Annotated in this window: 13 protein-coding genes; 6 read left to right on the top strand and 7 right to left on the bottom strand. The window is 45.7% G+C overall.

Going from position 1 to position 22586, the window contains the following annotated elements:
* The first annotated feature begins 73 nt into the window (after window positions 1-73).
* Entirely contained in the window at window positions 74-1954 is a 1881-nt protein-coding gene (locus tag BWI96_RS12365) for a DUF4139 domain-containing protein (protein WP_106636946.1), read from the top strand.
* Between the two features lie 102 nt (window positions 1955-2056).
* Here the strand turns inward: BWI96_RS12365 and BWI96_RS12360 are convergent, their stop codons facing one another.
* Both BWI96_RS12360 and BWI96_RS12355 read right to left on the bottom strand, forming a co-directional pair.
* Complete coding sequence (locus tag BWI96_RS12360; protein WP_157830344.1) at window positions 2057-2956, bottom strand: DUF4249 domain-containing protein; 900 nt, start codon at window positions 2954-2956, stop codon at window positions 2057-2059.
* A 613-nt stretch (window positions 2957-3569) separates the two neighbouring features.
* Entirely contained in the window at window positions 3570-5981 is a 2412-nt protein-coding gene (locus BWI96_RS12355) for a TonB-dependent receptor (protein ID WP_106636944.1), read from the bottom strand.
* 460 nt (window positions 5982-6441) lie between these two features.
* Between BWI96_RS12355 and BWI96_RS12350 the strand changes: the two genes are divergently transcribed.
* The 3 genes from BWI96_RS12350 (at window position 6442) to BWI96_RS12340 (ending at window position 8371) form a co-directional block, all read left to right on the top strand.
* Window positions 6442-7563 carry an acyl-CoA desaturase gene (locus BWI96_RS12350; protein ID WP_106636943.1) on the top strand — a complete coding sequence of 374 codons (1122 nt, stop codon included), beginning with the start codon at window positions 6442-6444 and terminating at the stop codon, window positions 7561-7563.
* 146 nt (window positions 7564-7709) lie between these two features.
* Window positions 7710-7967 (top strand): hypothetical protein, encoded by a 258-nt coding sequence (locus BWI96_RS12345; protein ID WP_106636942.1) that lies wholly within the window; start codon window positions 7710-7712, stop codon window positions 7965-7967.
* Between the two features lie 146 nt (window positions 7968-8113).
* On the top strand, window positions 8114-8371 hold the full coding sequence (locus BWI96_RS12340; RefSeq protein WP_106636941.1) for a hypothetical protein: 258 nt from the start codon (window positions 8114-8116) through the stop codon (window positions 8369-8371).
* Window positions 8372-8436: 65 nt separating this feature from the next.
* On the opposite strand, the gene BWI96_RS12335 is transcribed toward BWI96_RS12340, so the two are convergent.
* A complete protein-coding gene (locus BWI96_RS12335) occupies window positions 8437-10146 on the bottom strand; it encodes a GMC oxidoreductase (RefSeq protein WP_106636940.1) in 1710 nt (569 codons plus the stop codon).
* A gap of 75 nt (window positions 10147-10221) precedes the next feature.
* Window positions 10222-10794, bottom strand: coding sequence for a gluconate 2-dehydrogenase subunit 3 family protein (locus tag BWI96_RS12330; protein ID WP_106636939.1), 573 nt, complete (start codon window positions 10792-10794; stop codon window positions 10222-10224).
* Between the two features lie 789 nt (window positions 10795-11583).
* On the opposite strand from BWI96_RS12330, the gene BWI96_RS12325 reads away from it, so the two are divergent.
* Window positions 11584-12510, top strand: coding sequence for a hypothetical protein (locus tag BWI96_RS12325; RefSeq protein WP_106636938.1), 927 nt, complete (start codon window positions 11584-11586; stop codon window positions 12508-12510).
* Window positions 12511-12703: 193 nt separating this feature from the next.
* Window positions 12704-14857: an NUDIX hydrolase gene (locus tag BWI96_RS12320; RefSeq protein WP_106636937.1), complete on the top strand. Its 2154-nt coding sequence runs from the start codon at window positions 12704-12706 to the stop codon at window positions 14855-14857.
* A 133-nt stretch (window positions 14858-14990) separates the two neighbouring features.
* Here the strand turns inward: BWI96_RS12320 and BWI96_RS12315 are convergent, their stop codons facing one another.
* From BWI96_RS12315 to BWI96_RS12305, 3 genes are all read right to left on the bottom strand, one after another.
* The gene (locus BWI96_RS12315) at window positions 14991-16913 is read right to left on the bottom strand and encodes a glycoside hydrolase family 97 protein (protein ID WP_106636936.1); all 1923 of its coding nucleotides are present in this window, start codon (window positions 16911-16913) and stop codon (window positions 14991-14993) included.
* An 852-nt stretch (window positions 16914-17765) separates the two neighbouring features.
* Window positions 17766-22199, bottom strand: coding sequence for a LamG-like jellyroll fold domain-containing protein (locus BWI96_RS12310; RefSeq protein WP_157830343.1), 4434 nt, complete (start codon window positions 22197-22199; stop codon window positions 17766-17768).
* A gap of 26 nt (window positions 22200-22225) precedes the next feature.
* On the bottom strand, window positions 22226-22558 hold the full coding sequence (locus tag BWI96_RS12305) for a hypothetical protein (protein WP_157830342.1): 333 nt from the start codon (window positions 22556-22558) through the stop codon (window positions 22226-22228).
* Window positions 22559-22586 lie beyond the last annotated feature (28 nt).

Below are 22586 nucleotides of genomic sequence, written 5' to 3'. Positions count from 1 at the left end.
AAAAAATGAACCTGCTCTTATGGAATTTATAAAGTGGCGGCATCCATGAGCTGAACACAAACTCTGGACAGCCATGCGATACCTTTTTCTTTTGTTGTTACTTCCCTTTATAAGCCACGCCGAGATAGAACCCAAAGGGCTCGATTCCAGACTTGAAAAGGTAACGGTGTTTTTAAATGGTGCCCAGATTAGCCGTAAAGCTCAGACGGCTATTCCGGCGGGTAAGTCCGTCTTTTATTTCAGAAATCTATCGCCTAGACTTGATAAGGAAAGTATTCAGTTGAAAGCCGAAGGAGATTTTACCGTTTTGTCCGTTCAAACCGAAAAGTCTTACTATGAACTAGGGGCTAGTCGGCTGGCTAAAAACAGGGAATACGAAAAGAAAAAAGACGAGATAGAGGCCAAACAGCAGGTTGATCAAAAGCTCTTGGACGTTTATCGACACGAAGAAGAACTGTTGTTGAAAAATCAGACCCTTGGGGGAAAGGAACAATCGCTCAAGGCGAGTGAAGTAAAAGAAGCCGCCGATTTTCAGCGGCAACGATTAACCGAAGTGTATACCAAACAACTGGAAATTGATCGCAGAATAAAGGCTTATGCCGAAGAAATCAAAGAGTTAAACCGCCAGCAAACCATTCAGCTAGCCAATGCGGATCAACAGGTAACCGAAGTTTGGGTAACGATTAATGCGGCCCGGCCCGTGGCAACAACTCCTTTGACCCTAAGCTATTTTGTGAGTGACGCGGGTTGGATTCCCTGTTATGATTTACGGGCGAATGACCTTTCCAAGCCTTTAAAGTTAGGATATAAAGCTCAGGTTTTTCAGTTTTCGGGAGAAGACTGGGATCAGGTGAAGCTTAGTCTCTCTACGGCAGACCCGCGACGGAAAAATGTGCAACCCGAACTTCGGCCCTGGTACGCGGGTCGGACGAACACCTATAAAGAATTTGAAAAAGAAGCCCTCGCTCTGTATAATCCATCCGTTCGGCAGGTTTCTGGTAAGGTAAGCGATGAAGCGGGTAACGGAATAGCAGGGGCAGCGGTTATGCTGGTTGGTACTTCGTTAGGGACCATTACGGATGTTAATGGGATGTACCGTTTAAGTATTCCGCCGAAGCTCTCGCAGGAGAATAGACAGATCAGTTACTCCATAATTGGGACCGTAACTGCGTACCGGCCCATTGAAAATGAAATAACAAATGTGTCGCTCGTTTCGGATACGAAGGCTTTGCAAGAAGTAGTGGTTGTTGGTTATGGCAATGCAAGAAGAGAAGAGGGTTCGATGGCTCTTGCTTTAAGGGGAAAAGGTATGGCAGTGCCGCTGGAAGTCCAGGAAAAGCAAGCTCCTACCAGCTTTACCTATCAAATTGAAATGCCTTATAGTATTCCCAGTGATGGAAAATCCTACGCTGTGGAGATCAAGGAAGAAGAAGTGCCGGCTCGTTATATCTATACAGCCGTTCCGAAGTTAAGCTCCGACGTAATGCTAACGGCTGAGGTTGCAGACTGGAGTAACTATCAGTTGCAGGAGGGTGAAATAAATCTTTTCTTAGAAGGAACCTTCGTAGGTAAAACGCAACTCACTCTGCCGCAATCTTCGGATACCCTGAAACTGAATTTAGGTCGGGATGCTTCCATTCAGGTTAGTCGAAAGGCGGTGAAGGAATTTAGCAAAACTTCTTTTTGGGGAAATAACCGCATACAGGATTTCGCTTATGTAATCAATCTGCGTAATGCTCGTAAGCAGTCCATTAACCTGATGGTGTACGATCAGTTCCCTTTGTCGAACGTGAAAAACATAGAAATTCTTAATAAAAAAGCTTCCCAAGCCGAGGTTAATGAAGAAACAGGACTTATCACCTGGAATGTACAGATAGCAGCGGGTAAAGCGGAAGCTCTGCGATTCGAATACCGGATTCAATCGCCAAAGGAAACTCTTCTAGCAGAGCGTTAAAGCGAAGCCCGAGTATCAAACCACTAAAGCTCCATCCTCGTGGAGCTTTTAGTGGTTTGATATAGATGTTTGGTTAAGGGAAAAGTTCCAGGAGAGCGGGGATTAGAGACTTTTGACCTGAGTGACGTAGGCACCGAAGACACCTAACCCGTTTTTGATATTGCTATACACCGGCATAGCCTCGGCAAAGGGATTGTCTCCCACTTCACGTTGCCGCTTGATGGTGCGATAGAATTCGTAATAATTTTTATCGACGTGATAAACAAACGAGTAACGGGGAGCCGTGCTGGTAATCTTGGTATCGGTAGCACTGCTGGCATGACCTACTAAAAAGTTTAGTGTCTGAGTAGAATAGGTGGCACCTGCGGCCTGATTCTCGTTTAAGAATGCTACCACTTCGGCGTTTTTGAGTTTGATGCAGGTTGAATCACCCGAAGCGACCTTGACTTTGTAGGCAGAACCTTCGCCGCTCCCCACCAAGTAATACTGCGTAGCCTTGGTTTGGGTATTGGTCCAGGACAAACTTCTTTTACGGTATACTTTATACGTCGAAGTCTGATCCCGCTCGTAGGTTAGTTCGCTATCCTTAGCTGAGAGGGCACTCGGAACCCGGGGAATGGTGCAGGTAGCCTCAGTAGCGGGCAAACCGGGGGCGGTTACTTTCAGTGTGTAGGTGCGTCCGGCCACGAGTGCAAAGCGGCTGGCGGCAATTGTATAGGTATTGTTTTTAGCGTTGGTGAGTTGTACTTCCCGGTTACCATCAGAAAGGAAAACAGTGGCGTTGAGAATAGGATTAACCTGACCACGGTCGCCGCTGCCGGGTCCGTCGATGGGACGGTTTTCGTTGACAATGGCAGTAATGTCGGTATCGGTGGGGTTCAAATAGCACTCCACCACGAGCTTGGGATCATTTTCAATGATAATGTCATCGGATTCTTTGACGCAGGAAGTCAGTGAGAAAACGATCATAAAGAGAGCAGAGATAATGGGTAGAGATTTCATAATCAAGGGCATGAGAAATGGAGCAGAGTTAAAAACAGGCACTAGAAATTCTGTCTGACTTCGGAGTAGAAGTCGGAAAGGGGTTATGTCTGAATAATTACTGGCGGAGTTAAAAAGGGCAATTCAAACCTTACGTCAGAGAGTAGCAGGACCCTCGGTCGTAAAAGAGATGTTTTAAGTAGCGGTGTTGTTTGACTTTACAAAGATGGTAAAGGATGATAAATTGATATAAGTTAGTTCGACCAATTGTAAGAAAAGGGGGGTATTTGGTGAAAGAGGGGTAATTATCGAAAGATAAGAGCTTTAGATGGCCCCTGAATGGCTCTAAATGCCCTTTTTTCGGGAAAAGACAAGCAGTTGATTAAAAGCAGTTGATGGGAAAATCTGATGAATTCATCAGATTAAATGATGATGAAAACGCTTGCGTATACTTATATTTTATCTTATATATGAGTATAAATATGTATTAATTGCTTTTGTTAGTGATGAGTGCTAAAACTTAAGATAGAGTTACCAGGAGATAAAGGAAAGATTTGACCTGAATGCAAAAAAAAGGAGAGGAATATCCTCTCCTTTTTAAGTAATCTGCTCTATTATTATGAATCTGCTTTTACTAAAATTTGAAGTTATACGATACGCTGGGCAGGATAGGGAATAAGGTTACCTGCTTGAGCGTGTTGGTGGTGTTCTTCGTTCCGGGTGTCGTGCTGCTTTGCGAAGCATCGAAATAGTAGAAGAAGGGATTTTGGTGGTTAGTGGCGTTAGATACGCTGATTTCCCAGGTACGCTCGTGTCCTTTTTTCGTTTTATGGAACTGTACCCCTACGTCCAGACGCTGGTAAGCGGCAGCCCGGAAGTTGTTGCGTTGTCCATATTCCTGATATACGCGTCCAGTGTAGTTGCTTTTATCACCCAGGTTTTTCAGGGCACTATTGCCTTGAATCCAGTATTGTCCTTTGGGTAGTGTCATGGCCTGGCCTGTTCCGTAAACGTAAGTAGCTGAGAAGGTTACTTTAGGGCTCAGGTGATAGGTACCTACCAGCGATACATCGTGACGACGGTCATAACGAGCCCAGAATTTTTTACCGAAATTCAGTTCGTCGAACTGTTGTTGAGTCCAGGATAGCGTATAGCCAGCCCAACCCGTAAAACGACCCGCTTTTTTCTGAAGCAAGAGCTCCATTCCGTAACTCCAGCCTTTTCCGTAAGTGATTTGATCTTCCCAGCTTACTTGGTCAGAACCGTCGTAAGAAAACGAACTCGCTCCTTCCTTGTAAGCAACCATGTTATTCATGCTCTTGTAAAATCCTTCTGCCGTGAAGCTCCAGCCTGATTTCATATCTTTAGCGATACCGAAAGCCGTCTGTTGAGAATACTGAGGAGCCGTTTGATCCGAAGAAGGAATCCATAAATCCGTGGGTAGGCCGATACCTGAGTTAGAGAGCAGGTGAACGTACTGGTTCATAACGGAGTAAGAAGCTTTTAATGCCCACTGTCGCGGCAGGGTATAAGCAATAGCTAAACGTGGCTCAGGGTTAGTGTATAGTTTTGTCTCACTTTTGAAAGCACTCAGGCGAAGACCAGCATTGATTTTCAGAGCAGGAGTGGGGCTGTAAGTATCCTCCAGGTATACCGCACCTTCCACACTACGTAAGGTTTCAATGGCGGGAGCAGGCGAATTAAAATCTTTATTAACCGTTGATGTGCTGGGGTTAAACTGGTGGGCCGTTGCGATCACACCCGCTTTGAAGATGTGCTGACTGCTAGGTACCCAGGTGAAATCCGTTTTCAGGCTCATGTCGCGAATGCCAGTCGCGTTGTTGAGGCGGAAGGTAGTGGCAGCTTCATCAGTAACTACGTCGCGGGACATATGAACATGAGAATGATACTGCGTAAAAATGGCTGAAGACGTTGCCGTAAGACCGGGGCTGAAGCGGTGTTTCCAGCGAAGCGTTCCGACGGTGTTACCCCAGTTAAGGTTACCGCTTTCGTTGCTGATCTGACCAGCCGTAGTGTAAACGAAGCGATCTTTACCCGTATAGGCACTTACCGAAATGTAATCGTTAGGTGTAACGTCGAAGCTTGCTTTTACATTGAAATCGTAGAAATATCCATTGCGGTCAGCGATGTTTTTCACGAAAGGGCGAAGAACCACGTCTGCATACGTACGACGAGCCGAGACCAGGAAGGATGACTTGCCTTTTTGAATGGGGCCGTCAAGGGTGAAACGGCTGGAGATCAAACCAATACCACCTTCGCCGTGCCATTTTTCCTGATTACCGTCTTTCATTTCCATTTCAACTACCGATGAGAGACGACCACCAAAGTGAGCTCCAAAACCGCCTTTGGTTAAGTTAACCGACTGGATGGCATCCCCATTGAAAAGAGAAAAGAAGCCAAACAGGTGAGAAGTATTATAGACCGGAGCGTCGTCGAGGAGAATCAGGTTTTGATCAGGACCGCCGCCGCGAACGTACATACCCGTTGAACCATCCGTGCCTTTCTGAACTCCAGGCATAAGTTGAAGCGACTTGAGCACATCTTTCTCACCCAGCAGGGAAGGAATTTCTTTGATTTGCTGGATGGGCACAGAAAGCGTAGACATCTGTACGGACTCCGACACTTTGGATGAGCCATTACCCGTGCGACTCTTAACAACTACTTCCTGGAGCGTAGAACTTTGGGCCTCTAAAGAAACATTAATAGTAGTGTTGGTATTGACATCGGTGGCCATACTTTCGGTTTTGTAACCAATGAAGGAGAAAGCAATTTGAACGAAAGGCCGGGCTGGTAGTTCGATGGAGTAGTAACCCTGAGCGTTTGTGGTGGCTCCCAGACCTAAGCTAGGCAGTGAAACACTTACGCCGACCAGAGCGGTACCCGACTGGGCTTCCCGAACATAACCACTGAGGGTACGAACGTTACGGCGTTGGTTTTGGGCTACTTGCTGAGCAAAAACCAGAGAGCTGCTCAAAATGAGCATCAGCGTAATCAAGTGGCGTGCGGCAGATTGGAGCGGTTTCATGTAAAGTAAGAGCGATACTATTTTTTTAGAGCAGTTATTGTCGTTTGACTTTACAAAGATGGAGGACGAAAAGGGGGCAGAGGGGCCGAATTCGACTAAGGGAAGGAGCTAGGGGGTAATCAGTAAAACTAGGTGGATAAACAAAAGTCAATAAGTGGAAAGGGGGAGATGAATGGCAGGAAATACCCTTTTTTTGGGAAAAGCAGAACGGGCAGATTAAATAAGTGCGTGTAGAAGGGGGTAAACGGGAAAGAAAAACAGGTCTGATCGCTCTTTATTCATTCTTCAGGGAGGGAGGACTAGCCAATTTGGCGAATAATGACGGATTCGTTTTTTCATAAAAAAATTAGCGGTCATAGGGGAAGGTAATGTGGGCTGTCTTCAGCTAGTAAACCATATATCACCTTAACCGACGGTTCAGCTTTACGGGTCATTGCCAGGTAGAGAGGCTGTTAGCTCTATGTCAACAAAAGTCAAATTTGTCAACAGTGATCGCTCTACCTTTTTTGTTACAGCCCGTCAGCGGGTAGATGCCTATTTCAAAGAGAATAACCTCAGCACACACGCCAACGGGGCCATGTGGTTCAAAGCTTTATTCTTTCTAGGCGGTTACGTAGCTCTCTACACGCTGATTATTTCCAATCAGTTTTCTACTTCAGTAATGCTGGGTATGGTAGTTCTGTTGGGAATGTTTGCTGCCTTTATTGGCTTTAATGTATCCCACGATGCCCTGCACGGAGCTTTTTCTTCAAAAGCTTGGGTTAATCGTTTATTAGGGAATAGCTTTTATTTACTGGGAGCGAATCCTTACGTCTGGAAGGTAACCCATAACATTGTTCACCATACGTATACCAATATCCCGGGTCACGATGAAGACATTGAAATTGCTCCAGGTTTGGTTCGCCTCGATGCCGATGAGCCGCTACGCTCCTGGCACAAGTATCAGCATTTCTATACCATTCCGCTTTATTCGCTGGCTTCGCTTTCCTGGGTTTTCCGAAAGGACTACGTGAAGTTTTTCAAGAAAAACATCGGCTCGTCTCACGATAACTCCCAGCACCCCCGCTCGGAGTATTACAAACTCTTTATTTCCAAAGCAGTGTATTACCTGCTTTTCCTAGTTATTCCTTATCTGGTGCTGGATTTAGCTTGGTATGAAATCGCTCTGGGCTTTTTAATCATGCATATTGCCGAAGGATTGGTGTTAGGTCTGGTTTTTCAACTGGCTCACGTCGTGGAAGGAACTGATTTTCCCGTGCCTGACCAAAAGGGGAATGTACTTAATGCCTGGGCCGTGCATCAGATGTATACCACAGCTAATTTCTCTCCCCGAAGCGGACTGGCTGCTTTTCTTTGTGGCGGGTTAAATCGTCAGATTGAACACCATTTGTTTCCCAAGGTGTGCCATATTCACTATCCCGCTGTCTCGGCCATTGTGAAGCAGACCGCCCTTGAACACGGCTTACCTTACCTGGAAAATGAAACGTTTGCAGGAGCTCTGGCTTCTCACTACCAGGTCCTGAAGAAAATGGGAACGACTGAAGTAAAGGTTAATGTAGCCAAGGAAGAGTTCGCTTTTTAAGTTGATTGGATGTTTACACAAAGCCCTTGGTAATCGCCGAGGGCTTTTTTTGTAGGTGCAAATTATTGATAATCAAAAGGTTTATTAGGTATTGTCAGGAATTATTCGTAACTTCAAAAAAATCCAGTCAGACAGAACAAAAGCCTATGAAGCCATCCCCCCTTGAGATACAGCGAACGATTACATTGATTGCCCGCAAACTTGCCACACCTGCCATTCAGTTAGAACGGAATTATTCCCAAAAAGAAGGATTTGAGGAAGCCTACCGCATTCTGGAAGAAAATTGCACCAGCTATAACCTCATTAAAGTATTGGAAACCCGCCATGCCCGGGCCATTGCTATCTTGGCTGTTGATTACATGAATGGCTCCTGTGAGCAGAGTAAGCTAGTGAATCTTCAATAAAGGGATCTTCATCTTTCGCCCGGAATTAATGCCCTAACCAGTAAGTAAATGACCTGAACCGAGCCACTTTGCCGAGCTCGGGCAGGCACGTATTTTTTAATATCCATCACTCCTTAGATAATACCTAAGATTAACGATATATTTTCATGAAACCCACGAAATATCAGATTAATAAAACGATTGCAGAAGTAGTTAATAAACTCGAACGCCTGGGAGAAAATCCAGTTGACAATTTTCCAGAGAAAGAAGGTCTTCAGGAAGTTCAGGCTATTTTAAAAGAAGGTCGTACGCGTTATTCATCCATTAGCAAATTAAAAACCCGGCAAGCTCGGGCTATGGCCCTTCTGGCCGTTGATTACGTAAATGGAGGCTGTTCGGCTCATAGCTTAATGAGCTTTAAGTAATACTAGTACCAATGAAAAGGGCCGTCAGGATTTCTCCCGACGGCCCTTTTCATTTTAAAAACACCTTAGATATTCTTCTTTTTCAATTCTTTAACTGCAAAATCAACCGCACGAGCCGTGAAGGCCATGTACGTGAGTGAGGGGTTCTGGCAACCTGCTGAAGCCATGAACGAACCATCAGTTACGAATACGTTTTTAGCATCCCACACCTGATTGTGTCCATTCAATACGCTCGTTTTAGGATCTTTACCCATGCGGGCCGTACCCATTTCGTGAATCGCCATACCCAGGTAAGAACCGTTATCGAACGTGCGAATGTTTTTCACGCCTGCTGCTTCCAGCATTTCAGCGGCATCGTTCATCATGTCCTTACGCATTTTGTGCTCGTTTTCGCGTAAATCCGCATCAAACACAACCGTAGGCAGACCCCACTTATCTTTTTTGCTACGATCCAGGAACATCCGGTTTTCGTAAGCGGGTAAAGTTTCACCAAAACCACCCAGGTTCATCGACCACGGACCGGGCTTGGCTGCTTTTTCTTTCAGCTCGGCTCCAAAGCCCATTTCTGCTACCAGACCATTCCAGCCCTGACGGCTACCGCCACCTTGATAACCGAATCCACGCAGGTAATCACGTTTGTCGTTACCAATATTGCGGTAACGAGGAATATAAATTCCGTTAGCCCGGCGACCGAAGTAATATTTATCTTCCATTCCCTCAACAATACCACTGGCACCCGTGCGGAAGTGGTGATCCATCAGGTTATGACCTAACTGACCCGAATCGTTACCAAATCCATTAGGGAAACGATCTGAAATCGAGTTGAGTAATAGGGCTGTTGAGCCAATGGCTCCACCGCAAATGAATACGACTTTCGAGAAGTATTCCATCACGGCATTCGTTTCTGAATCAATAATGCGAACGCCTTTCGCTTTTTTCGTCTGAGGATCGTAAATGATTTCAGAAGCGATGCTATTAGGACGAATCGTCAGACGACCCGTAGCCTGAGCGGCTGGAATCGTAGCTGAAGGGCTGCTGAAGTAACCACCGTAGGGGCAACCCAGCGAGCAAAGGTTACGGTATTGGCAGGGGCCACGGCCTACTTTCTGCTGAGCAGGACCCGCCTGAGTTAAGTTAGCTACCCGGCCAATCGTCATTTTACGATTGGGGAATTTAGCTTCAATACCCTGCTTCACTGCTGTTTCGGCACAGTTCATCTGCATAGGAGGCAGGAACTCGCCATCGGGAAGCTGAGACAGGCCATCTTTACTACCCGATACACCAACGAATTTCTCAACGTAGCTATACCAGGGAGCAATTTCCGCATATCGAACGGGCCAGTCCGTACCAATGCCTTCTTTGGCGTTGGCTTCAAAATCTAAATCTGAAAGACGGTAACTCTGACGGCCCCACATGATGGATTTACCACCCACAATGTTTGGACGGTACCAGTCAAAGCGTTTGAGCTCTTCGTAAGGAGCATCTTTATCGTTAAACCAGTAATTTTTATTGGCTTCACCGTAGGGGTAATCCCGGCTCAGGAAGGGGTGAGAGGCCCGCTCTTCGTTCGTAATCCGGCCCCGGTGAGTAAGTTCCCAGGGTTTTTTCAGAGCGTTTTCATAATCCGTTACGTGTTCGAATTTATGTCCTCGTTCCAGTACCAGCGTTTTAAGGCCTTTTTCGGTTAATTCTTTGGCAGCCCAGCCACCCGAAATACCCGAACCTATAACGATGGCATCATATGTATTTTGCTCGTTTGCTCGAAGAATGTTCATTGGATTAGTAGTTCTGTTGCTAAACTTCAGGGGCTCAGCATAAGTAATAGGGTAACAAGAGGGAGGTAAAACAACCTAGGTTGCCCAGGTTTTCTGACCGGGCTTCAAAGGAATACATCCTTCGTAACGACCGGGTACATATTCGTAACTCAGGGCCTGGGTAGCTCCGATTTCGGAAGTGAAATACCCAAACATGCTGAGTTCTTTAATCGTAAACCAAAAAGGAACTTCTTTGACTCCGGCTTTGCGATCTGCAAAGGCGTTGGCTTCTTCCAGTTTCAAAATATTCGTCTTTTCCTGAATAGAAGCATCCTTGAAAGCCTTTCCGTAAACGGCTTTGGTTTCGCGGTCTACTCGGGCCAGCCCCTGCTGCAAACGATCCTGATATTCTTTGGGGTAGCAATCAGAAACGAGAACATTCAGGAATGGACCTACGCCAGCAGCTTTAGCTCCCGGAGAATCGGCTGTGGTCGGTAGGATCACATCGGCAATTTCAGCAATGAGGTCTTCGGTAGGCTGATCAAAGATCAGTTTAGAGGCAGTTGTAGGCAATGCCCGGCGGCCTTCAACGATGTCGGCCAGGGCTGGAGTCACCAGCAGACCACCCATCATAACCCCTACCATTTGTAGTGCTTCTCGGCGTTTCATGCAAAAAAGTAACGTGTTAAGTAAAAAATGTTAGGCAATTCAGGGAACCATAAGTGGACTGAATAAGCAGGGAAAGGTACTAAATAAACATGGATAGACAAAAAGATATCGCTGAAATGTCCTATTTATAAGATTAACTTTTACATGAAAGAAGGAAGAGAAAAAAGGAACGGTCAGCAGGATGTCAGAGAAGAATGATTTAAGTACCTATGCCTGGTTTAAGTACTTAAGCTATTATCAAACATTTATTACTATTGGTAGAATGAGTTGAATTACGTTCCTGTAAGCTCTGAAGGGTTTTGTAGACTCCAGATTGTAATAACCTTAGCTTATAAAAGTACGTATATTTAGATTAGGTAATTATATAGGTATTAAATGGAATAAAAAGTTATGTGTATTTTTTTTCAACTACATCTCTGGTTTTTTGAGGGACAATCCCTGAACTTATGTATATTAGTTAACCACAGCAAGCGAGAACATGCGGCTAAAAGGCATAATGCTTTATTTCTGAGTAAGTTGCTAGGCATGAACAAGAAAACCTGAGGCTATTCTGGAAACCCATACTGTTTCTTGTTTTGGTAGTAAATGTTTATAGTAATGCGATTTGTTAGTTCATCTACGCAAAGCCACCTTAACCCATGAAACACACCGCCTGAAGTCGCAGGTATTACCGTAAGTTAGTAAACTAAGAATGACTCAGGAAATTTATTTATAATTCTTCTCCGGTCTACCCGGAAGGAGTGGTTTTGAATTAATTCACTAGGTCCAAGGAGTTAATTAAATTGACCCATGCAAACTTTTTTCAATGTTACCATGCTAGCCGCCTCTGGTGAAGGTAAGACTACGTTTTTGTCTTCCATGGATGAAAACATACGAAACGATTTGTCCAGTAACATCGGATTGAATTTGAGTTTAAATCCTGAACTAGCCGCCAAGTTAGATCAGAACAAAGAAAGGCTGAAGGCATCTCTTTCTAAAGGAACCATCACCTGTTTTGATGGAATTCAATCCACGGCTGATGCTTCTTCGTATCCGTTAGAAATCTCTCATAAAGATTCGGATCCCTTCTTAGTAGTTTCTTTCACTGACATTCCCGGTAACTGGATTACGGATGATTCAGAAAAGGTTATTTCCTATCTCAAGAATTCCTCAGTAATTGTGATTCCCGTCGATGCCAGTGCGATTATGAACGATCTCACCGAGCAGAAAACGAATGCTGAAAATTTATTCCGTGTGTTGAAGCCCGGTTTGGAGCAATCCAGTGAACCGCGTTTGATTTTATTCATTCCTACCAAGTGCGAAACATATATAAATAATGAAGCCGCTTCCGCTCGCTTGGTGAATAAAATTAAAATGGTTTACAAGGAAATCTTTGACCATATCACCTGGACGTCCCACGTAAAATCGGCCATTATTCCTATTCAAACCCTGGGGAATTGTTCGTTGATGTATCATAAGAAGGTGAAGATTGATAATGAAGAAGTCTGGAAACCAATCTTCAGCGTCACCCAGCGGAATCAGTACAATCCTCAGGCGATTGAGTATCCTTACATGTATCTGCTTTCTTTCATTTTAGAGCAACATTACCTGAACCGTAAAAAGGGTTTTATGGGCTTTTTCAGGAATCTGTTCCGGGAACTGAATTACCTTAAACTGACCAACGAAAAACTTAATTCTCAGTGCAAGTCCTATAGCCAGTTGAAAGTAATTAGTTAGGCTAGGGGTCGGGATGTTAACCCTCATAATCAGTGCCTTGGGCAGCTGGAAGGGTTGGCTTATACACGGCTTTTTGAAAGCTTCTTTAGAGTTAGAAGCGTTTAGCCTTTTCAGATGCTTCACGTATAGGCTTCAGGGTTTAATTTACTGTTACCAGAGGCTTTTGATTAAAATTTTTGAGATATACATCCCCATGCCTAATCTTATTGCAGCGAGTATCCAACAAATTGTCAACCAGCGTACGCAGTTTGCCGAACGGATTTCGGATGATATTCAGCGACTTTCGTTAATGAGTCATTCCATTTCGGTGCTGGAAAATGTCAAGCAAAAAGTAAGTGATCACGCGTCGCCTCATTTGCTTGAAGCCATTCGGCGGGCTGACCTACCTGCTTTACTGACCCGCATCGAAAGCGAGCAGCAGTATTTGTCTCAGCTTAACCAACGCTTTTCCAGAAAAGGGATCAGCATTGGCGTGATTGGGCGGGCCCGGCAGGGAAAAAGCCGTTTGCTGCAAAGCCTGTCAGGGCTGGATCATACGATCATTCCAGATGGCAATGGTTCGCATTGCACAGGTGTATTGAGCGTGATTGCCAACAGCGATCAGAAAATAAGAGCACGGGTGGAATTTTACAGCCGAACGGATTTTTTCCAAAGTAAAATTCTGCCTTATTTTAAAGAATTACCTCTGAGTCCAGCTCCTGCAAACCTGGCTGAATTTGTTTCTCAGGAATTACCTGAGCCACCCGCACAGGCTAGTACCGTGACGGTGGCCCGATATAAAAAACTTCAGGAAATTCATGAGAATTTTACGCTATATCATCATTTACTAACGGGCTTAACCCTGGAAATTCCCGTCGGGCAAATCCGTCAGTACGTAGCTCAGGTAAATGAAAGTCGGGAGCCGATTTTTTATTACCTGGCGGTAAAACAGGTACATATTCAAAATTCATTTCCCCTGGCTCAGGCCGGCCCCATTACCCTGATTGACATGCCGGGACTGGGTGATACCGGACTGGTAAACGAGGAAAACCTCATCCGTTCGCTGGCCAGTGATATTGACTTCATTCTCTTTGTACGCAAGCCAGACCCCCTGGGTGCTACCTGGGAACCCGCCGATTTGGATTTGTATCAATTCTGCGAGCAGGCCATTACGCAAACGCCGGGCGTGAGCCTGCCAGCCTGTTCTTTCCTGGTACTCAATCACACGAAAGGTAGTACGGATAACGCTAAAAACTGTCAGGATTTATTCATGACTGCCGAGCGAAACGGGCTCCATTTTAGTCAGATGGTTACCGTGGACTGTTCGAGTGCCGAGGAAGTGGAAGAGAAAGTTTTTAAAGAAGTATTGAAGGATTTACAGGATAAACTCAAACACTGGGATCAGCAGTACGAACAGAATTACCAGCGTAAAATGAATCAACTGGATCAGTCTATTAACCAGGCGATCGATTACTTTAACGGAATTGTTACCCCCACTGATGACATGAAGGATTTTCCTATTTTTAAAGGCTTATTCAACAGCCTGTGGCAGGACTTGACCAATGCCTGTGAGAATGAATTAAAGCAATTGGAAGCTTTACGGGACTCCCCCAATCAGAAAATTCAGGATAAATTTGATTCGATCAAAGAAGACTGTCTCCGCAATTTATCGACGCTGACGGTAGCTAATATTGAAATCAGCCGGAATGCTTTGGGGTCGTATAACAAGACCTACGAAGAATTCCTGAACGAAAACCGAACGTACATTACCAAGCAATTTTTGAAGCTGGGTGATACCCTAAACGAAGTGCTTCAACAGGTGAAGCACCGAATGTACGATATTCTAAAAAATCAGGGCAAACTCCAGGGGATTATTGAGGAAGGCGAAAGCTTTGAAGGAACCTTATTGAGAGAGACTCAATTGCTAGAGGAACTTCACACGCCCGTACAATCTTTCATTCACTTCCAGTTATCGTACCTGGGCTTTTTACACTTTAGAATCCGCGAGCACCTCGATACGTTAACGCCCGATTACATCTCCGTGCGACTTTCACGGGAAGATACCGCCGAAGATATTCTGAACTACATTACGAATTCAGTGGAAGCCAGTCTTTACAAAATTCAGAATGAGTTTAATGACTGGGCTAAGGATTTAAATAAAATGTCTTTTGCTCTGGTGGAAGAACTGATTGATCAGATTTTTAGAGCAAAAAATGCCAAAGACAACTGGGAGATTTTCTATCAGCATCACCGCATGAGAATCTGGGTAGAAACCTATCAGGAGCTCAATTTTAATCAAAATGTATTAAAGCAAAGCAGCGAACAGGTGGATAAGCTCAGAAGCTTTTTACCTGGTATGTCGAACTAAGATAAAGTCCTTATAATAAGAAAATGCCCCTAAGAGGTTAGACACTTCCTGGGGGCATTTTCTGTTTTTCTGATTCTATTCAGAAGTTTGCTAGAATCGTACACGGTATTGTCTTGCAGGAATAAAGCAATCGTTATTCCGTTACCAGCACAAAACCACCGTTTGCTTTCACCGTAACGAGAGTGGCTTGGGACGGGGTAATAGACTGCTGGGTAAACATGGGTTCGCCATCAGTTATCAGGGTCGCTTTTGTCTTGGCAAGGAAAGAAAGATTCAACTTGAGTTGTTTTTCTTTGGCTTCTCCATTGATACCCGCCACGTACCAACGCTTGCCTGAACGGCGGGCTACTACGCAGAGTTTTCCGGGATATCCGTCAATGAATTTTACCTCGTCCCAGTGATTAGGTAGTTGTCGAAGGAAATCCTGAGCAAAAGCAGGCACGTGCTCCATGCCTTCGGGAGATTCGGCGTAATGCTGAATACCCGACAAAAACACGATGCTGGTAGCCAGTTCAAAAGCACTGGTGGTTTTACGCTTGACGGAAGTATAAATTTTATAAAGATTCATGGGCGTAAAGTCCATGGGGTCAAAGGCATTTCGCGTGAAAGGTAACATGGCCGCGTGCGTGGGCTGATTATCCGCAGCTTTCTGATCGAAGGTAACCATTTCAAAACCCTTGACTGCTTCTGTCGTCATTAAATGAGGATAGGTGCGAGCCCAGCCGCGTGGCAACGTAGCTCCGTGAAAATTAACCAGTAGGTGATACTTGGCCGCATCGAGAAGAATGTCGTGATAATATTTAATTACCGACTGACCATCGCCGCCAAAGAAGTCGATTTTAACACCTTTGATGCCCATTTTTTCCAATCTCGCAAATTCATCCCGACGGGATTGGTCTTCCACTAATTTACCTTTGGGAGTGTACTTCACGGTGTTCCAGTCCCCCGCGGAGTTGTACCACAGGAGCAGTCCTACGTTTTTAGTTTTGGCGTACTGAGCTAATTCCTGAACTTTCTCATAACCGATTTTACGATCCCAGTCGGCGTCAATTAAACAGTAAGGCCAGTGCATGTAAGCGGCGAAGTCAATGTACTTTTTCTGCTCATCGTAGACGATGAAGTCATCCTTAGAGTTAATCCAGCTCCACGACGCCCGGCCCGGTTTAATAAAAGCAGCATCTACTTTCAGGGCAGGTAGAGCCAGATCGGTTCCTGCGGTGGATTCGATGAGGTTTGCCAGACTTCCGATGGTGAGTACTCGCCAGGGAGATTGGAAGGTGCCTCTGGCTCTGGGATTTAAATTTTTATCTTTAATAACTTCGCGGGCATCAGGAAAACCGATGAAGTACTCGCCTCCGGGAGATTTATCCTGCAGACGAGTAGCACAATAGGTGTTGTCCAGGTCGGCTTCAGTGATCAAAACCCAGGTTTCATTTGTTTTAAAAAGGGCTGGATATACCCATCCTGCTCCCATTTTGGAAGGTGTACCCACAGCAATATCCTGTTCATAATCTTCTTCATAGGAGGGGTTCGTGGCTTCCCAGCCCGTTTTAGCAACGGCCATGGGTTGAAGCCAGGCCCGGGTTTGGGCGGGAAAAGCAAAACTTGTCGATTCGGATTCTACGTTTGAGATAGCTTCTTTCTTCCGCTTAACCCGATAACGGAAAGCGACGGCATCATTGCTGACCTGGAAAATGATTTCGAGTTGTTCTCCCGTAGGTGTTGCCAGAAGCCAACTGCGTTGCTTAGCCTGGTAATGAATAGTAGATTTTTTGGCATTACGCATGGCGTAATCCTGAGTGATGGTCTTCTCAGGGCTTTTGGCTACTTCTTTTAAGTGTTTACTTAAATCCACATCAGCCAGTACCAGACCCAAAGCCGAAGACTCTAAAACAGGCTGGTTGTCTTTAAAAATCTGATAACGAGCCGATCCATCTTTCAAAGTTACTTTAACCGAGAGGTGTTTATCGGGGCTCGCAACAAAAGCAGCAGGCACCTGAGCAGGGGCGAGGTAGGAAAACAGACCCAGGAGAATGACTAGAGAAGTAATTTTCATAGAAAGTAATAAGGTTTAAAAAACGTAATGTGTTTAAATGACACAATATGAGTTGTGCTCATTAAGCGTACCAAGATATTAATTATGTAACGCAGTTAAAAGCCAGCGATAAGAGCAGTTAAACAAAACAATGAAAGAGGGTAAAAATGAGGTCATTTTAAAAGCTGTCTAAATATTTATAATCGAAGACCCATGGTTGCAAGCATGTTTGGGTTAGGAAAGGTTTTCTCTGACCTGACTGACCTGATATGAATTCGCATCCTAGGGGCTAGAGCCGAGCGACTGCGTGAGGTATGAGATAAGTTATCATTACCAACCCTGTCTCTGGATTTCATCCGGGTCTATCCAGCCTGGGTCTATCCAGCCTGGGTCGATTCGTATTGAACCCATCCAGGCTTATTTGTCGTAATGGCATTGTAACAATGTTAACAACAACCCCAGCGGGGTTCAATATAGGTAGCCCCGGATGAAATCCGGGGAAGCAGCATTCCCAATGCCAAATAGGCTACTCCGCTTCGCTCTCAATGACAGATCAGAGTCATACACACTCCCTCCAACGATTCTCCCGAAGTGGAGAGGCTTAACTTGTTTTAGACAGTCTTTTAGAGAAGAGGGGATACTATTAACCTTCTCGAATTGCGATATGTCCGCGTTTGTAACGCTTAGCGTCTCAGGCGTCCGCGACGCAGTAGAGGACGAACAGTGCAGCTATTACTATCTCCTTCCTCTGCCACTGTTGGGTTTCAGATATCATCACTACTGACGTTTTCAGACACGCATAAAAAAACGCTACGTACAGTCTCAATCAGAGACCGCACGTAGCGTTTCATCTACTTGGAATAAAGGTATTATCTACCTCTTGATAACGGTCAATCCGTAATTTTCTATTGGATGAGTAATGACTACCCGGTATACGCCTACGGGCAGGCTACTCATCTGAATTTGTACATCACCGTTGACAGGGATATAATTTTTATCCTCGTAAACGACGTGTCCGGTGGTGTTCAGCACGCGGAGATGTACCGATGAGAATTCACGATCAGGTAACTCAATGGTTAATTGTGAGGATACCGGGTTAGGGAAGCCATTGAGAACGCGTAAAGTACGGTTGTCCATAGAGATGATTCGGCTGGGTTCCTTTTTACCGTCCTTGTCTACCTGTATCAAGCGGTAATACGCCAAACGTCCCTGAGCTTGTGGATCGATGAACTGATAGCTACTAGGCAGTCGGGTCGTACCGTTTCCTTTGATCTGGGCAATGGCTTTGAAGTTGGAAGGGGTGTTCAAGGCCCGTTCCAGAACGAAGTGATCGTTGTTTAACTCCTGAGCTGTTTTCCAGGAAAGGTAATTGCCCTCGCTGATGGCTTTTCCTTCGAAGGAAACTAACTGGACGGGCAGGGAACTCGCATTAGCCAGGGTAGTCACCGTGTTGTCAGCCAAGGCGTAGTTGTAGATGCGGAAATCACCAAAGGTTAAGTCAGTATAGGGATCACCTGCCCACATGGAGCGGCCTAGATAGTTTAGCGTCGTTACACCCATGTCCGAAGGCTTGAAGGTAGCTTTCTGATCGGTGTAGACTACTTGGCCATTCACAAAGAACTTGAAGGTCGTGTCTTTTTGTGAAATAGCCAGGTGAACCCACTGATCGGTCGGAATAGTATAGGGAATCGAAAGGCGATAATTCACTCCAGGACGAGTGATCTCGTAGTATAAACTCTGACCAGCCTTGGGGGACAGGGCCATGTAAGTATTGGTACTATTGCCAAAATCGAATATCCGACTATTATCACCGATGTTTTGGGGGACTTTTACCCAGGTAGCAATGGTGAAATCAGATAAAGTGCTGACTACCCCCGAAGGCAATTGTATGTAAGAGGATGCCGTGGTGGAAAGAGCAACAGCACGATCATTTTGATCAGAAGTTGACGTAGTTGCCGTTTCAGATAAGGTTGTTAATTCGACGTCATTAGTGCCGTTTGCACCCGCTGTCCAGGTCGCACCGTTTTTCAATTGAGCGTGATAGCCACCCCAGTCGTCGTGGGCAGTAGTCCCGGTATTTTCATCGAAGGAAAGGTGCAGGTGCTGTCCTTGTACTGGTGTTCCAGAAAGGACGGCAGACGCCGGGCTGGTACCGAGTTCATTGTGAGCAACCATTTTGTAATAGTACGTAGTCCCGTTTGACGCGGTTGCATCTTCATACCTGCCAGAAGTTAGGTCCGTGGCAATGCTGGTGTACGTGCCATTTGCGGTCTGTGAACGTAATACATCATAAGCCGTACTAAAACCAGGATCCCAGGTTAAGATAGTCTTGGCATCACCCGAAGCAACGTACATATTTTTTACTCCCGTCGGAGCTACCAGCAAGGAATCAAATGATTTCACATTATCCGCCGTAAAGATCAACCAGCGTTGAGTGGTAGCCGCATCTGTGAGATCAAACGATACGGTACTGACAGCTTCCGGGGAACTGGCCGCTAACGTAGGCGATGAATAGTTACCCTTGGGAGAGATAATCCAGTACGCTTTTGCTTGGAAGTTCTTTTCATCGGTACCAATCTTCGTATTATAACGAGCACCCAGCAGCTGGAATGACTCCGCTGGTGTCAGTGAAGAAGTGGCCGATAGCCCAATGCCAGAGCCATCCTGCTGCGTGAAATACTTACCCGTAGATACGTTGCGTAATTGATAAAGAGCCGTAGCAGGATCGAACTCCAGATACCAGGCTGCCCGATCGTCATTGAGCACATTCGAAGCGGAGATTTTCTTATTGATGAGTTGTCCGGATTCGTTTTCTGCCAGGAACGAGGTGTTAAGCCCTGTTTTGCTATCTTCTACCTTGAGGTAATACTTCTTGGAAGGAGTGTGTTCGAAGGTATAGGCAGGGGTAATGAAGCCACGTCCAGGATTAGCCAGCCCATCTTCACCTAAGGCTTGGGTAATAAGTGAGTGACCGATATATAGAAATTCACTGCCGTTGTCTTCGTGAGCACCATTGATTCCGAAAGGCCACATGTGTATCGCGTCACCCGTCATGGAAGCATTCGGGTCGTTCTGCAGAAACTGTACTACTTTGCTAGCTCGTTCCCCCAGCCATTGGCCTCGGCTACCTTCCTTCCGAAGAGGTGAGTTCGGTCCATACCAAATCCAGTGCTGCCCAACTCCAATGGTGTGGTTCATTTCGTGCATGGCCGTTCCTGTTCGCTGATAGCTTGGATTGGCACCAAACTGCATATAGCCCCCATAACTAGCTTCGGCAGTAGGCGTACCTTCATGGTAATTAACCCACAGATTATGATTGGTAACACTGGTTAAGTTATTGTAATAATACACCCCAGACTCAACCGCTGCCTTGATTCGTGGAGCGTTTTCTCCACTATTCTCTACACTTCCTGAAAAAGCATACGTAACGGTACCTTTGGGAATCGTGATTACTTTCAATACTTTACCATAGCCCACCGCGAAATTGGAGCCTACTGCATACGCCCGCATGTAATAAACCGTTGAAGGTTGCAGATTCTCGAGTCGGTAAATAGCTCCATTGCTCCAGAAGGATTTGGTGGTTCTATTGTCGAACAGGGTAGGTTCAGGTGTCGTGCTCCAGCAGAAGCCTTGTTCGCGAATATCCTTTGGATCGACGCCGGAAACTGTGCTACGGCCAAAGGCCATCGTAGCTCCGCGAGCAAAGCGTGGATCCGTTACGACTGTCGGAGCGGGGCCGGTTGCGTTGGCGACTCTGAACATGAGCATAGCTTCGTAGATCTCTGCAGGAGCTTTCTGTACATTGCTCAACTCTGCGTCAAGGTTATTAGAAAGCGTCGTATTCTGATCAATTACCGCTTTGAAAGCAGCGGCTCCCTGACCACTACCATTGCCATAAACTCCCTGGGCAGAATCGAGAGCGGTTTGCAATTTCGCATACGCGTCAATCGATATCCGGGCCGCTTTCAGGTCTATTTCTAGTTGGGAGATTCGCTGGGCTACGTCATTTCCATTCTGAGCCAGTGTTTGCTGGCCAGCATTGATGGACGCTTCAAGGGCAGTATGATTGGAATTCCGCATCTTTTGATTTACTGCGACCGTTGCGGAATCAAGCAGGCTTTGCAGTCTTTCTTTCAAAGCATCCTTAGCAGCACCCTTATACTGAAGCCGGAAGTTATCGCAGGCGGCCCAGTTACCCTTAGAGTTTTGGGTTTTAAAACCAATCGTGGCTGTACTGTCTACGACCAGAAAGTCAACGGAGTACTCGCCTTTCGCTTTTACTTCCGCTTGGGAGATGTTCCCAAATACGTAAGCTCCCGTTTGTCCCGCCAATGGACTTTGGGTAATGTTTTGTCCACCAATCGTCACCGTATATTTACCGTTGGGTAAATTAGTGATTTTCTGAGAGACGCTGACGTCAGGAACGGGGGGAGTACTTACCCAGCGTTCGATATAGGTATTGCCCGCTTTCTGAGGATTGAAATCGTTATTTCCCTGCGTATATAAGCCATTGCTGTTCCAGCCTGTAAAACCCGATTCAAAGCTGGGATTAACGACACGGGACGTCATGTCCAGAGGCGTGCCATTGGATGCGTTGGCGTAACGGTACGCTAAGATGGCTGCGTCGATGTCACTGGGGGCCTTTTGTAGATCGTCTAGCGTTGCATTAAAATTATTCGAGAGATCCGTTTTTTGATTAATGACTGCTAGCAAGGTAGATGCCTCCTGGCCACTTCCATCGCCATATACCGCTGTTGCTTTATCAATAGCCGCTTGTAATTGATTGTAAGCATCGACAGATACCAGGGCCGATGGCAGGCTCGTTTGCACCTGCTTGATTCGCTCGGCCAGTTCACTAGCTGCACTGTTGTTAGACAAACTTTGCTGAGCCGCGTTGACAGCATTTTGAAGTGGCGTCCGAATCGCGTTTTGCATTTTTTTAGCCAACAGGACATTAGCTGAATCCACGAGACCCTGTAGCTTATCTTTCATCGCTTGCTGAGCAACGCCCTTGTACTGAAGCCGGAAGTTATCACAGCCAGTCCAGTTACCTTTGGAGTTTTGAGTTTTGAACCCAATGGTTAACGTGCTGTCTACGACGATAATGTCAACCGAGTATTCGCCTTTTGCTGTTACTTCCTTCTGGCTATCGTTACCGTACACGAAAGCACCGGGTTGTCCAACGTCTGGATTCTGTGAGAGGTTCTGTGCTCCAATAGTCAGCGTGTATTTACCATTAGGCAAACCCGTTAGGGTCTGGGATATGCTTACGTTTGGCAACGGTGGTGATCCCTGCCAACGCTCCACATAAGTATTGCCCTGCTTGTACGGATTTAAACCGTCATTTCCTTGCGTAAAAAGCCATTGTTGTTCCAGCCGTCAAAACCCGATTCAAAACTGGGGTTAACGATCTTTTGGGTAACATCCACCGGATTGGCATCAGAAGCATCATCCAGAACCGCATTTGAGATGTTTTTTGCTGGAGAGGGGTTTCTCTTTGCATACGTCGCTTGGGCTTTGTTAATGCTGGATAAGCCCTTGACGAACGAAGGCTGGCTGGAAGCGGCTTTAGGAAAGACTCGCGGTGCCTGAGCCGTAGCTTGAAAGCTCCATAGGCTAACAAGCAGGCTAAAGAGAAAAAGATAAAGAGGTCTAGAATGCATCATACGTGAAGAGGTTTAAAATACAGGTTTT

Origin of the sequence: Siphonobacter sp. SORGH_AS_0500 (assembly GCF_002838835.1) — a bacterium.
GTDB lineage: Bacteria > Bacteroidota > Bacteroidia > Cytophagales > Spirosomataceae > Siphonobacter.
The sequence above is the reverse complement of the archived record's forward strand: the minus strand, read 5'-3'. Positions and strand labels throughout refer to the sequence as shown.

What these genes read in the sequence shown, in the direction of transcription:
- BWI96_RS12335 (WP_106636940.1), bottom strand. Translation starts at nt 10,146, where the DNA reads ATGAACATTCTTCGAGCAAACGAGCAAAATACATATGATGCCATCGTT.
- BWI96_RS12305 (WP_157830342.1), bottom strand. Translation starts at nt 22,558, where the DNA reads ATGATGCATTCTAGACCTCTTTATCTTTTTCTCTTTAGCCTGCTTGTT.
- BWI96_RS12345 (WP_106636942.1), top strand. Translation starts at nt 7,710, where the DNA reads ATGAAGCCATCCCCCCTTGAGATACAGCGAACGATTACATTGATTGCC.
- BWI96_RS12320 (WP_106636937.1), top strand. Translation starts at nt 12,704, where the DNA reads ATGCCTAATCTTATTGCAGCGAGTATCCAACAAATTGTCAACCAGCGT.
- BWI96_RS12315 (WP_106636936.1), bottom strand. Translation starts at nt 16,913, where the DNA reads ATGAAAATTACTTCTCTAGTCATTCTCCTGGGTCTGTTTTCCTACCTC.
- BWI96_RS12355 (WP_106636944.1), bottom strand. Translation starts at nt 5,981, where the DNA reads ATGAAACCGCTCCAATCTGCCGCACGCCACTTGATTACGCTGATGCTC.
- BWI96_RS12350 (WP_106636943.1), top strand. Translation starts at nt 6,442, where the DNA reads ATGTCAACAAAAGTCAAATTTGTCAACAGTGATCGCTCTACCTTTTTT.
- BWI96_RS12340 (WP_106636941.1), top strand. Translation starts at nt 8,114, where the DNA reads ATGAAACCCACGAAATATCAGATTAATAAAACGATTGCAGAAGTAGTT.
- BWI96_RS12360 (WP_157830344.1), bottom strand. Translation starts at nt 2,956, where the DNA reads ATGAAATCTCTACCCATTATCTCTGCTCTCTTTATGATCGTTTTCTCA.
- BWI96_RS12365 (WP_106636946.1), top strand. Translation starts at nt 74, where the DNA reads ATGCGATACCTTTTTCTTTTGTTGTTACTTCCCTTTATAAGCCACGCC.
- BWI96_RS12330 (WP_106636939.1), bottom strand. Translation starts at nt 10,794, where the DNA reads ATGAAACGCCGAGAAGCACTACAAATGGTAGGGGTTATGATGGGTGGT.
- BWI96_RS12325 (WP_106636938.1), top strand. Translation starts at nt 11,584, where the DNA reads ATGCAAACTTTTTTCAATGTTACCATGCTAGCCGCCTCTGGTGAAGGT.